10 protein-coding genes are annotated in these 12,907 nt (G+C 42.2%); 4 read left to right on the top strand and 6 right to left on the bottom strand.

Annotated elements, in window-relative coordinates; all coding sequences use genetic code 11:
- Positions 1-110 precede the first annotated feature (110 nt).
- The gene (locus tag FDF36_RS17600; RefSeq protein WP_220392236.1) at positions 111-3,380 is read left to right on the top strand and encodes a SusC/RagA family TonB-linked outer membrane protein; all 3,270 of its coding nucleotides are present in this window, start codon (positions 111-113) and stop codon (positions 3,378-3,380) included.
- A gap of 28 nt (positions 3,381-3,408) precedes the next feature.
- A complete protein-coding gene (locus tag FDF36_RS17605; RefSeq protein WP_220392237.1) occupies positions 3,409-5,025 on the top strand; it encodes a RagB/SusD family nutrient uptake outer membrane protein in 1,617 nt (538 codons plus the stop codon).
- Between the two features lie 112 nt (positions 5,026-5,137).
- On the opposite strand, the gene FDF36_RS17610 is transcribed toward FDF36_RS17605, so the two are convergent.
- The 6 genes from FDF36_RS17610 to FDF36_RS17635 form a co-directional block, all read right to left on the bottom strand.
- Entirely contained in the window at positions 5,138-6,388 is a 1,251-nt protein-coding gene (locus FDF36_RS17610; protein ID WP_220392238.1) for an alpha/beta hydrolase family protein, read from the bottom strand.
- Positions 6,389-7,262: 874 nt separating this feature from the next.
- Positions 7,263-8,936, bottom strand: a complete 1,674-nt coding sequence (gene tnpC / locus FDF36_RS17615) for an IS66 family transposase (protein WP_220392239.1) — start codon at positions 8,934-8,936, stop codon at positions 7,263-7,265.
- 76 nt (positions 8,937-9,012) lie between these two features.
- Positions 9,013-9,378 (bottom strand): IS66 family insertion sequence element accessory protein TnpB, encoded by a 366-nt coding sequence (tnpB, locus tag FDF36_RS17620; protein ID WP_044272573.1) that lies wholly within the window; start codon positions 9,376-9,378, stop codon positions 9,013-9,015.
- A 3-nt stretch (positions 9,379-9,381) separates the two neighbouring features.
- Positions 9,382-9,738, bottom strand: a complete 357-nt coding sequence (gene tnpA / locus FDF36_RS17625) for an IS66 family insertion sequence element accessory protein TnpA (RefSeq protein WP_044272576.1) — start codon at positions 9,736-9,738, stop codon at positions 9,382-9,384.
- A 399-nt stretch (positions 9,739-10,137) separates the two neighbouring features.
- Positions 10,138-10,452 (bottom strand): helix-turn-helix domain-containing protein, encoded by a 315-nt coding sequence (locus FDF36_RS17630; protein WP_009292197.1) that lies wholly within the window; start codon positions 10,450-10,452, stop codon positions 10,138-10,140.
- 1 nt (position 10,453) lies between these two features.
- Positions 10,454-10,804, bottom strand: a complete 351-nt coding sequence (locus tag FDF36_RS17635) for a type II toxin-antitoxin system RelE/ParE family toxin (RefSeq protein WP_220392247.1) — start codon at positions 10,802-10,804, stop codon at positions 10,454-10,456.
- Positions 10,805-11,045: 241 nt separating this feature from the next.
- Here FDF36_RS17635 and istA point away from each other — a divergent pair, with 241 nt between their 5' ends.
- Both istA and FDF36_RS17645 read left to right on the top strand, forming a co-directional pair.
- Positions 11,046-12,602 (top strand): IS21 family transposase, encoded by a 1,557-nt coding sequence (istA, locus tag FDF36_RS17640; protein WP_220392248.1) that lies wholly within the window; start codon positions 11,046-11,048, stop codon positions 12,600-12,602.
- Positions 12,589-12,907, top strand: a 319-nt coding sequence (locus FDF36_RS17645) for an ATP-binding protein (RefSeq protein ID WP_310503403.1), incomplete at its 3' end; no start/stop codon positions are given. The genes istA and FDF36_RS17645, both read left to right, overlap by 14 nt.

A 12,907-nucleotide genomic window follows, 5' to 3' on the forward strand; every position in this document is an offset into this window, starting at 1 on the left:
CTTATTTAGTAATTTGAGGGTGATAATTTGATGTGGTTCCGATAGAACTTAGTAAATAGTTTTAAAAACACATATAAACATCTTTATTATTAACTCAAAAAGCAATACTTATGAAGAAAACCATCTTCTTGATTTTGTGCTTGTTATGTTCCATCGGGGCTATGGCGCAAAAGAAATCAATCACAGGTGTGGTTACAGATGCTAGCGGTGAAACAGTCATCGGAGCAAGTGTTGTCGAGGTCGGCACTACCAATGGTGTAATTACCGACATTGACGGCAAGTTTACATTAATGGTCGATCCCAATGGAAAGATCAAAGTCTCTTATGTTGGTTATCAGCCTCAAACGATTGATGTAAAGGGCAGAAATTCTTTTAATATTAAGTTGAAGGAAGATTCTGAAATGCTGGATGAAGTGGTCGTAACAGGTTATGGCGGTAAACAGCTACGTACGAAGGTTACTAACTCTATTTCAAAGGTAAAAGATGAAGCATTGAAAGTCGGCTTATTCTCTAACCCCGCTCAGGCACTCTCCGGAGCAGTTGCAGGTTTGAAGGTTACCCAAGCCTCTGGTAGCCCGGGTGCAGCTCCTAAAGTAACGCTTCGTGGCGGTACTAACTTCGATGGTTCAGGTGACCCTCTGGTTATTGTAGACGGACAATTGCGTGACGGTATGCAGGATATCAATCCGGAGGATATTGAATCCATGGAAGTCTTGAAGGATGCCGGAGCAACCGCTATTTATGGTGCGCGAGCAAGTAATGGCGTAATTTTGATTACTACAAAAACAGGTAAAGAAGGACGTCGTGAAATCAACTTCAAAGCCAAGATGGGGTTGAGTTATGTGAATAATCCATATGAATTCTTAGGAGCAAAAGATTATATCAATGTGTTACGTACCGGCTATAGTAAATCCGGATTTACAACCTCAGATGGATCGTATGTATCTATAGCTCCACTTGATAACTTAACAACCGCTTCCCCATTTGGTACCGGTAATACGTTGAATGATAAGATGACTTGGAATATTATGAATAAAACGGCAGATAATGCCTATCTGTTACAGAAAGGATGGCAAGAAATGCCGGATCCTCTGGATCCCAGCAAAACCATTTTATATAAAGATACAAACCCGGCAGATTATAACCTGAATAATCCGGCTATATCTCAGGACTATAATATCAATATGTCCGGGGGTAATGATAAGGGTACTTACTATGCAGGATTAGGCTATAACCGTCAGGAGGGACTTCCTATCAAGACATTCTATGAGCGTTATAGCTTTGTTCTGAATGCCAGTTATAAAATTACGAATTGGCTTACCAGTTCATCCAATTTCAATTATAATCGTGCAAATTGGAAAAACATGCCGGGATCACAAACCAATGAAAGCAACTACTTCGGGCGTATTATGTCTACACCTCCCACTGTTCGCTTCCAGGACGAAGACGGAAATCCTGTCCTCGGTCCTAATTATGGCGATGGAAACCAGAACTATCAGCCCGACAGATGGTGGAATTTTAATCAGAGTGATAAATTTACCATGGTACAGGCTTTCCAGATTGATATTTTGAAGAATCTTTCTGTGAAAGGAACTGCTAATTGGTATTATTCTGAGTCTTTAGCTGAAAGTTTTACAAAAGATTATGAAAATACGCCAGGGCAGTTTGCAAGAACACGTAGTTCTTCAGCCAGCTTCTCCAGAAATTTCTCTCAAACCTACAACGTAGTACTAAACTATAATCAAACTTTCGCTAAAGATCATAATGTGGCTGTTATGTTGGGTATGGAATATTTTGATAGATATAGCCGCAGTTTTAGTGCATCCGGTTCCGGAGCTCCTACAGACGACTTCTCTGATTTGTCACTGACAGATAATGGAGAAGGAAAGCGTTCTATCGACTCGGGACATAGTGATTATCGTATCCTTTCATACTTTGGACGTTTGAATTATGATTATAAAGGTCGCTATTTGCTTTCTGCTGTTTTCCGTCAGGATGGTTATTCTTCTCTATTAGGTGATAACCGTTGGGGATTTTTCCCTGGAGTATCAGCTGGATGGATATTTGGTCAGGAAAGTTTTGTGAAGGATGCTGTACCCTTCTTGTCATTTGGTAAATTACGTGCCAGCTACGGTGTGAATGGTAATGCGACTGGAATTGGAGCTTATGATTTACAGGGATCTTATAATTCTCAAAAATACAATGGAAACGTTGGTTTCTTAATCGGTGTCTTGCCTAATCCAGGTTTGAGATGGGAAAAAACCCGTACTGCAGAAGTCGGTATAGATATGAGCTTTTTTGAGAATCGCCTGAACGCAAACTTTACCTATTATAATCGCTTAACTTCAGACAAGTATGCCGACTTAAGTTTACCATCTACAACAGGTTTCTCGTCAATTAAGAACAATAACGGAAAATTCCGTAATAGTGGTGTGGAAATAGAACTGTCAGGTAAAATTATACAGGCAAAAGATTGGAGTTGGGATTTGGGCGGAAACATATCATTCAACAAAAACAAAATAGTTTCATTGCCGGATAATGGCTTAATTCGCAATCAACAGAATGCATCTCAAATATACAGTGGAAAGCAATTATCTGATGGCACATATGAAAAGATTTGGGTCGGTGGTAATCAGGAAGGTTATGAGCCGGGGGTTTTGATCGCATATAAAGCCGATGGTCTCTATCGCAGTTGGGATGAAATCCCCGGAGATTTGGTAGTCACATCCGGTAACATTTTCGGTAAAAAGATGTATGGACCGGAAGCCTGGAAAAAGTTGAGTGCTGCAGAACAAAAGAATGCATTGCCCATTCAACCCGGAGATGCGAAATGGAGAGATATAAATGGTGATGGCATGATTGATAATTACGATCAGATTGTTGTAGGAAATACAAATCCGCATTGGTTTGGTGGTTTCAACACCACATTGCGCTGGAAAAACTTCCAACTGTACGGCCGCTTTGACTTCGCATTGGATTACTGGATCTATGACAATACTACCCCTTGGTTCTTGGGTTGTATGCAAGGAACTTACAATACGACCAAAGATGTATTCAATACTTGGTCTGAAGAGAATCCGAATGCCAAATATCCGCGATTTGTATACGCTGACCAAGCTATGAATGCAAACTATTATCGTAATTCTACGATATTTGCATACAAAGGTAATTATTTGGCTATCCGTGAAATATCTTTAAGCTATTCTTTACCTAAAGCATGGGCAAACAAGGCTTATTGTCAAAAGGTAGATGTGTCAATCACCGGACAGAATCTGGGATATATCACATCGGCTAATGTAGCTTCTCCTGAGGTTTCAAGTGCAGGTTCAGGATATGCTTTACCAAGAACCCTCCTGTTTGGATTGAATGTAACTTTCTAATGGTTAACTGATTTAAAAAGAAAAATATATGAAAAGAATAAAATCTACAATATTATATGGTTTACTGGTGGCATCTTCGGGGCTGTTAGTAACGTCATGTGCCGATAAATTGGATCTGTCTCCGATTGATTACTACGGAAGTGGGTCATATTGGAAAACAGAAGCTCAGGCTACCGCCTATATAGACGGTATTCACAAGCATTTACGCGATGCCGCATGGCAACATACAATCACTTTTGGAGAACTTCGTGGTGGACGTTTCATAATTGGTGGAAGTAGTGATGGTATGGCGGTTAGTAATGGTGATATTATTTTGCAAAATTTTGATGAGACACATACCGGAGTAAGTAAGTTCGGAGATTTATTCGGCCGTATTACTAACTTGAATCTTTTCATAGCACGTGTTACAGATGCCACCTATCTGTCCGATGAAATGAAAAACTTCTATTTGGGAGAAGTGTACGGTTTACGTGCTTTCTACTATTTTGATCTATACCGCATCTATGGCGGGGTACCTTTGCGCTTGACGGCTGATGTTGTTGAAGGAGTTATTGATCCAAACAAACTGTATATGGCCCGTTCGACCCCCAAAGAAGTAATGACTCAAATAAAAAGCGATTTGAACAAATCGATGGAGTATTTTGGAAATATGAATGATTTTGATCCATACAAACGTGGCAAAAAGGTATATTGGTCAAAAGCTGCAACCGAATGTTTAATGGGAGAAGTTTATTTGTGGACTTCTAAAGTAACCACAGGTGATGACGTAGCAAATCCTGCTGATCTGACTATAGCTAAAACCCACCTTGAAAGTGTATTGAATAATTATAATCTGAAAATGTTGGATGACTTTTCACAAGTATTCAATGCCAAAAACAAGGCAAATGACGAGATTATATTTGCCATTCGTTTCTTAGAAGGTGAAGCAACCAATAGTAATGGTACATTTACTTATAATGTAGGTAGCGGTAGTACCAAAAACAGATATCAAGCCAACGGTGAAGTATTTGGTGATGCTTTAGACATACAGAATACTGGTAATCAGACGTATGAATACAACAAAGCTGTTTATCAAAATTTTGATGATGCAGATACCCGTAAGGAAGCGACCTTTATTGCCTCATACAATAAAGATGGCAAAACAGGTGAGTTATCTCTCTATGGAACACATGTACGTAAAAATATAGGTTATGTAAATGCACAGGGAGCCCGTGTTTACTGTGGTGACTATATCTTCTATCGCCTGCCGTGGGTTTATCTTACTCTTGCAGAAATAGCAAACATGGAAGGAGATAATGCAGCTGTTGCCAAATACATCAACCTGGTAAGAAAACGTGCTTATGGCAATGCATGGGATGAAACTCTGTATGCATATCCGGAAACGGCAGATTTTACAGCTAATGAATTAGCTATTTTACACGAGAAGGATAAAGAATTTATCCAAGAAGGACAACGTTGGTGGGATTTACGACGTATGACTTTGACTAAGGGAGGAACACCTTTGGTTTTCTGTAAAGAAGGAAGTCTTTTGGGAGATGCCCCGATATTGAATAAATCTACAGAAGCGCATAAACTTTTGTGGCCAATTGAAAAAACAATGTTGGATAAAGACCCCGCACTAAAGCAAACACCGGGATACAAATAATAACCGATAGGTATTTCTCAATATGCGATTATGATAGAGGGCGGAATGCACGTAATGTGTATTCCGCTTTTCTTTTAAATTGATTGTTTATTTAGGTTTCAATTACTACATTTCATCTTTCTTCCAATAATTCTCTCAACCATGGTACAACCAGTTCTGATTTAAAATAATGATTGGGACCATCTACATTTACCATTCGAAAATATTCATTACGATCCAGTCCTTCAGGTAAGTATTTTACATTTTTTCGTGTATTCGGATCTGCGAATTTCTTATAATGATATACTTTCACGTTATCGGGAGCGCCTGCTATAGCATACGCTTTTCTCACAAGATTCAAGTCTCTATCTAATCCCCCTTCAGTCAGTATGATAGGACGGGGTGCCAAAGCTGCTACGATGTCTGGAAAATTGAAATTTTTCCAAAAATCAGGTATTAAATGACGTATGGAATTAGGGAATGGACGGCGTCCGTTTTTATCAGGCATAGTTATCACTTCCGCCCGTTCTTGAGTTTGACATAAAAAATCATTGTAAACAAAAGCATAAATTGAAGTATCAAGCGTACCCAATACCATCATAGGTTCGGTTCCCAAAGAAAATCCACTTACTACAATGCGATCTTTACGAATATGATCCTGGGTCTTCATCCAGTTTAAAACCTGCATATCCAAATATGAAGCGTATCCCAAATAGCTCCATCCCAATTCTAAGAGATGGCGAGATACAACATCGTAATCATAATTAGAGCCCAAAGTATATCTCTCCAGGTCTGAGGCTTCTCCGGCAGCCGGGTTATCTACTGCTACCGCTATATACCCTTCTTTTACAAAGTTGAGGGCTTGGGTCAGTTTCGGATCTTTGTACCGGTCGTCCAATTTGGGAGCTATCCCCGGTTCACCTGCAAGTCCCTCCTTATTTCCTCCAGAACCGGGAATACATAAAATGGCAGGTATGGGTTTATTTATATTATCAGGTATTAAAACAAGAAAAGTAGAAACGCATTCAGGAAACGGATAAAATTCCCATTTTTCTAATTGATAACCTTCCCGCTGTTCTCTTTTTATACAAACAGGAGCAGGAGAATTTCTTATTTGAGGAAATCTCATTATTTCTTCCATCGCATGGCGAAGTCCTTTTTGCCATTTTCGAAATTCTTTGGGAGAGAAGTCATCATGAAAAGCATAACGTGGCTTAGTATTTCTGAGCATAGCGTGCACTACACCATAAGAACTTAAGAATCGCCCGTCCTCACGTGCAGATGTGATTAAATTATGATCCTTAGGAGACCAGTTATCGGACTGAGCATATAGGCTGCCATTAAAAAACAGTGATATTCCAATTGTTAAAAAAATATTTTTCATGTGGTTTAAATTTTATAGGTTTTACAAATATAGTTTTATTTTTTGATATATTCCTTTTAATTTTTGAAATGTACAATTGGACATATAGTAAGTGATAGTATAAGATATGATGCAAAAAGATAGTGTTTTATTCGTTTGAGAATCCTGTAATTTTATCTCCTATCCTACAAATAGAAGATAATATGAATAAATTGAGGAATAATATACTGTATTGGCAAAAGTAATGTATATAAATTCATTACTGCTACCGGAAGATATTAACTGGCTAAAATCAGAATGTTAACTTTGTGTCTTCAAGAAGTTAACTTCGTACAGATACGAAATTAATTTCTTGAAAACAAGTTGTTAGTTCTCTGTCAACAGACGCTCTAAATCACTGCTAAGAGTGTGAAAATAATCTTTTATATGTTCTATTTGGCAATGAAATTAAGAAAGAAGAAATATGTAGCTATGTTCCTTTTTTGAAATATCTCTATGCAAGAGTAAATCGTAAGTGGGTAAAAATATTCTTTTTGATAGTAGAATCGTGATTTCACTTTTCCTTTGATTTGATAAAACAGTTCAGATTTTGTTTTTTCTATTCCGGTTCCGGTCATCCCTCCGATTAGCACGATGTAGAGACATCAAGAAATACAAAATGTCAGATCTGTACCAATTATAGCAAATTGATAAAATGTCCCTTATTTTCCTGTGATAAAGCGGTATTTTTATCCCTGCTTTCCCGCCATAATTGGTATAAAAGGGTATTCTTCCCCTTATTTTCCCTATTTATCGGGGATAATGAAGATAAAAACGGTGCTTTATTCTTTATTTTCCCGTCTTGATTGGTATAAAACGATAGTTTCCCCGTGTTTAGGCGGGATTTACGGAAGTATCAGGAGCCTTTCTTGGGGGATTCCGGTCGTGCAATGGATAATATCTTGCCCCCGGATAACAGATTGTCAGGTAACAATTCGGCCAGGTCCATCGAGTAGTCATCGTCATAATCATGTATATGTTCGAGGAAGTAGACCAGCCACGTCCGGAAGTCCGCTCCGGCAGCCTTACAGCAGCCGAAGAACGAGTAGAGTACCGCTGCATCTTCAGCGGCGTCATTATTGCCACAGAACAGGTAATTACGTCTGCCGCACGCGACAGGCCGCACTTTATTTTCTATTTCGTTATTATCCGGTCTGTAGCGACCGTCAAGATGGTACCTGGAGAGTTTGTCGAACCTTCCGTATGTATATTTTATGGCTTTTCCGATCGGACTGCCTTTCATTACTTTGGGATATTCATTGACCAGCCATTTCTCGAAGCGCACAAGTATGGGATATGCAAGACGTGCCCTAAGTTCAGCCCTCTGCTCATAGGTCAGGCATTCATCGTCAGCCTTGCGCTCCACGTCATAAAGCAGCTGTATCTGTGCAAGTGCATAGTCGGCACGTTGCATGTCATTCTTTCTTGCCTCCCAAAAATGTCTGCGCGCATGGGCCCAACAGCCAAGAAGGATAATGCCTTTCTTCGCGTCCAGCATCTCGTACCTTTCGTACCCGTCCGTCTGTATGGCTCCCCGGAACTTGCCGAAGAGTTTCAATACCACCTTTCCGCTCCGGGAGCCCTTGTCATAGTAAAAGAACTGGCGCCCGGTCATGACGCTGCGCACAAGCCAGATATAACCTTTGACCGTCTTGTGTCTCTCGTCATTCATCACGGGGATTGTCGTCTCATCCGACTGTATGTAGTCAGTCTGCATCACCAGCTCCCATAATCGGAAGTACAGGGGCCTTAGCAGATCCGCCACATCCTTGAACCAGTCGTTGACCGTTGACGCGGGGAGATGTACCCCCACACGCTTGAACTGTTCCAGTTGCCTGTGGAACGGTATGTGGTCCACGTATTTGCCTATCATCATGTCTGCCAGCAATGAGGCGGAGGCATAGCTCTTTGCTATCGGCATGACGGGAAGCGGGCCGGTCTTGAACTCGTCCGTACCCTTCCTTTTGGCTGTATGGCGCACTATCCTGCGGATATAGAACCTCTCGGGCTCGTGCATAAGGATCTCGGCCACTTCCTCTCCGGGAAGGAGCGTCCACTCCTCCGGATTATACCCTTCGGGATATATATGAACCTCTTCACGCTCAAGATTCTCCGGAAGGGATTTTCTCGCAGGATGTTGCCTCCCCGCTTTTTTGCGGGCGATGATCGCCTCCCTGGTAGCCTTCAGTTCCTTTTCCGCCTCCTCCGCGGCTTCGGCCTCCTGGGGGAGCATGTCGAAGCCTTCAAAATCCAGCCAGCGGTCCTGGGCGTCAGGCTTTATGAACTTTTCCGCCTTCTTCCCGTACAACTGCCGCTCAAGATAGGACACACGTTGTTCCAGAGTGTTGATTTTTGCTTCCTTTTGGGCGATTATGGCATCCTTGTCGGACAATAAAGCCTCATACGCATCCTTGTCCGCAGCTTCAGGGGGCTGTGTGGACACCATCTCCTTCAACCGGCTGTTTTCTCTATACAGACAGTCGCATTTGTGCATGAGATCCTTTATCAGTAATTCCTTATCGGTTGGCATAATCGTTTAATTATGATGCTAAGATACTAAAAAAACAGCCGGAATACGGCATTGTATATGTTATAATTTGTTACAACTACAACCCATGGAAACCACTTCTTTTATAACGCCTGACCTTGCTGCCGTCCATTCCTTGAACCATCATCACAAGGTCGTTCCAGAAGGTTTCAATCGCTTTTATCCGACCTTCCTCCGTATCTATGACCGGCAGATGGAAGTGCCCCTGTTCCAGTTTCATGTGGTATATCACCAGACCACCATATTCCATATGGAGGATTTTCATACAGGTACAATTCGCATTGATAAAAATGAAAGCGTCACCGTCACGTACATTCTTTCCCATCTGGTTGGTCACGATACCGCTAAGCGTATAAAAACTCTTACGCATGTCTGCCGGATACGGATAAAGATAATATCTGTTGGATTCATTCAAAGAAAACATAAGCTAGCGGTTTGAATTTAAAAATATCAGGGTTTGCAATACCTCCGGTGACAAAGGCCCGTTCAAGCGGACTGTGACACCATTGGGATAGGAGATCTCACATAGCGGCTGGGCGTTTATCGGTGGGCTGACCGGAGGTGCAGACAACTGGGATTTCTCCTTATGGGGAAGACTGACCTGGCCCCTATTGTTTACCTTCACCGGGATAAAGCCGCCTTTGCGCAACAGCTTGGAACGCCACTCATAGAAACGTTTAGGACGAATGCATTCATTCGAACAAAAATCCATAACTGACAGTCCGCTCGACTTGAAACGGGCATAAATAGATTCAAAATCTTCCATTCTCCATTGATGTGACATAATGATTGAGTTTTTTACTTTGGCTACAAAAGTAACATCACATTTTTAGAATAAAAGGGGGAGTTTATCGAATGCTTACTTTGCAAAATGGTATCTGAAACGGGGGATATGCTATCAGGCAAAACGGAAACTAATCTTCAGATGGGTTTCTTTACCGGATGTTTCCGCTTCTTATATGCAGATAAATGAAGTTATCAGGGTGGTAACGGAATGTTCGAAATATAAGAAGTGAATTAGAAACATACCTTGTTCGGGGCGGGTGGAGTTTCAGGTATCATTTTACCCGGCGGTTTTCCGCTTGATGGAGAGAGCTCAGGAAAAGGATGTCAAAAGCAAAAAGGAACTGATTATAAAAAAATAGCCTATACATGGAAGATAGACTATTTTTTATATTCGGGCTTACCACAAAGCAACTTTTCCTAAATTGCCAATTTCAAGTTTTGCGCTTATTCCCATAGCCTTGAAAACTCTGGAAATAGTAGAAAAAGTCAGGTTCTTCCCGTTCTCGATCCGGGAAATCTGCGCCCTTTGCACCCCGATCAGGTTGCCTAATTCCTCTTGGGTCAGGTTCTTTGATTGCCGGGCTTGTTTGATTGCTTCACCAATCAGAAACGAATGCAGGTCCGCTTCATATTTATCCCGTTTAGGAGTACCTTTTTCCCCTATATACTTATCCTCTATTTCTTCAAGGGTGTAAAACTTCATATCTTTCATATCATTTTTTTTTAGAGTTAAAATATGCTTTTCTTATTTCTTCGGCTTTTGCTATCTCTTTTGATGGAGTTTTTTGGGTTTTCTTGATAAACCCATGTGTAGCGATTACTAAAGTATCCATATCGCTCGTCTTGTCCCAAAATGCCAGCAGGCGATATTGAGTATTACTGTGTCTTGTTCTAAATTCCCAAATATCCGTATCATCCAGTTTTTTAAAAAGTTTAGGATCTATGATATATGTCGATTTACGAATGTTATAAACAATCTTATCTCTGATTTTAGAACCTAATCCATTCAGGAAATCACTTGCTTCCGGTGACAATACCACATCAAATTTAGCTTTTGCTCCCATTACTTTCATTTTGATGCAAATATAAGTAAATAGTTCTATATAGAGAAACATTTTCTTGAAAAAATAAAATGAATTAATATAAAAGACAGTTTCCTGAAACAGGGCTTTTTATGTACCTGTAAATTGTAACTTTACCAGTGGAAAACCGGAAAGTCGTATGTCCCACTTTTACAAGGGCATGATTTTTCTGCCCTGCGAGAATGTCTATCTTTGCCGGCTCAACAAAGAGACAGACACCGGAATGGAAACAAAGAGCCAAAATTTAAAAGACAAACTGTATATGTGGTACAAGGTAAGAGAACTTCAGTCGAAAGGACTGAACAAGACACAGATCGGAAAATATCTGGGCGTGGACCGGAGCACTGTGCGGAGATATCTGCGGACAAGCCGGGAAGAGTTTATCAGAAAGCAGAATTCCCACCGCGAGTATGAACTCAGGTTGGGAAAGTACGAAGAGTATGTACGGGGTACGTTGGAAGAATACCCGTACATATCGGCCGCCCGTATGCATGACTGGCTCAAGGAATGCTATCCGGATTTTCCTCGGGTATGTGACAAGACCGTATTCAATTTTGTGGACAGGATACGCAGCAAGTACGGTATCGGGAAAAAATCTGAGGCCCGGATACGGCGTGATTACGAAAAGTTGCCGGAGACCCCCTATGGGGAATACGCCCAGGCGGATTTCGGGGAGAAGTGGATACCTGTGAAGAATGGCGGAAGCACGAAAGTTTACTTCTTCGCTATCGTACTGACGCGCTCCCGTTATAAGTTTATCCACTTCAGCAGCCGTCCTTTTGATACGGAACTTGCGATTTATGCCCATGAACTGGCCTTCGAGTATTTCGGGGGAAGGCCTGAAAAGATTATCTATGACCAGGACAGGGTGCTTATAGCACACGAGAACCTGGGGGATCTGATACTGACCGGAAAATTTCAGGCATTCATAAAAGAGCAGCATTTCCAGCCGGTATTCTGCCGCAGGTCAGACCCCGAGTCCAAAGGGAAAGTGGAAAATGTGGTGAAGTACGTGAAAGAGAATTTTCTGGTGGCCCGTGTTTTGCGGGATATCTCCGGTCTGAATGAGGAAGCCCTGCGGTGGCTCGAAAGGACCGGTAACGGAAAAGTGCACGGAACCACCCGTCTGGTCCCCTCTGATGAGTTCACCCTGGAGAAAGGATACCTGAAACCTTATTATGGCGTGCCGCAGCCACCGCAGGAACAGATGAAGGAGTATCACGTGCGCAAGGATAACACGGTCCAGTACCGGGGGAATTACTACAGCCTGCCATGCGGGACCTACCGGAGCGGGCAGGTGACGGTCTGGCTGCAGGAAGACGGAGGATATGTGGAACTCTACAGCAAGGAGACCGGAAAACTTGCGGCCAGGCATTCCGTCTGCACCCGGAAAGGGAAAACGATTTATGATGAAAGACACAGAAGGCCGAAGAGTACCGGGGCACGGAAGCTGGCCGAACGCATCCTTGTCTATGTATCCGGAAACCGGGAGGTAGCCTTGTGGATGGAGAACCTCAAGAGAAAAAAGGAACGATATTACAGGGACAATCTGGAAGTGGTCCTGCGCATGATGCCGGGCTATGACAAGGATACCTTGATAGAGGCAGTTCACATATGCCTTGACAAAGGCATATACAACGGTGAATCCGTTAAAAGCCTGTGTGAACTCGTGTACAGGAGCCGGGAAAAAGAAACAGGCAGGCCGGACAGTTGCCTGCCGCAGCAAACCGGACTGATGCAGTCTTACAATGAAATCCTTCACGGCCATGATAAAACGTAAGAAGGAACTGGTGGAATATGCGCGACGGCTGAAACTGCCCAACCTGGCCGAACATATGGGCATGATAATCCACCAGGCACAGGAAAAACAACTGACCTATTCGGAGTTCCTGCTGGACTGCCTTGCCAGGGAGATCCAGGGCAGGGAAAGCAAAAACTATTCCTGCCGCCTAAAAGCTGCCGCACTGCCCACCAAATACGATCTGGACTCGTATGATTCCCACAGGACGGAAGCTGTGGATGCCAGAAGGCTGAGAGAACTGCGTGAGCTGGTGTGGGTGAGCCAGGCATACAACCTGCTATTGA

Source organism: Bacteroides fragilis (assembly GCF_019583405.1).
In the GTDB taxonomy this organism is placed as follows: domain Bacteria; phylum Bacteroidota; class Bacteroidia; order Bacteroidales; family Bacteroidaceae; genus Bacteroides; species Bacteroides fragilis_B.

Coding starts and splice junctions, on each gene's coding strand:
- FDF36_RS17630 (WP_009292197.1), bottom strand. CDS start 10,452: ATGAAAGATATGAAGTTTTACACCCTTGAAGAAATAGAGGATAAGTAT.
- FDF36_RS17635 (WP_220392247.1), bottom strand. CDS start 10,804: ATGGGAGCAAAAGCTAAATTTGATGTGGTATTGTCACCGGAAGCAAGT.
- FDF36_RS17605 (WP_220392237.1), top strand. CDS start 3,409: ATGAAAAGAATAAAATCTACAATATTATATGGTTTACTGGTGGCATCT.
- tnpB (WP_044272573.1), bottom strand. CDS start 9,378: ATGTTTTCTTTGAATGAATCCAACAGATATTATCTTTATCCGTATCCG.
- FDF36_RS17610 (WP_220392238.1), bottom strand. CDS start 6,388: ATGAAAAATATTTTTTTAACAATTGGAATATCACTGTTTTTTAATGGC.
- tnpC (WP_220392239.1), bottom strand. CDS start 8,936: ATGCCAACCGATAAGGAATTACTGATAAAGGATCTCATGCACAAATGC.
- istA (WP_220392248.1), top strand. CDS start 11,046: ATGGAAACAAAGAGCCAAAATTTAAAAGACAAACTGTATATGTGGTAC.
- tnpA (WP_044272576.1), bottom strand. CDS start 9,738: ATGTCACATCAATGGAGAATGGAAGATTTTGAATCTATTTATGCCCGT.
- FDF36_RS17600 (WP_220392236.1), top strand. CDS start 111: ATGAAGAAAACCATCTTCTTGATTTTGTGCTTGTTATGTTCCATCGGG.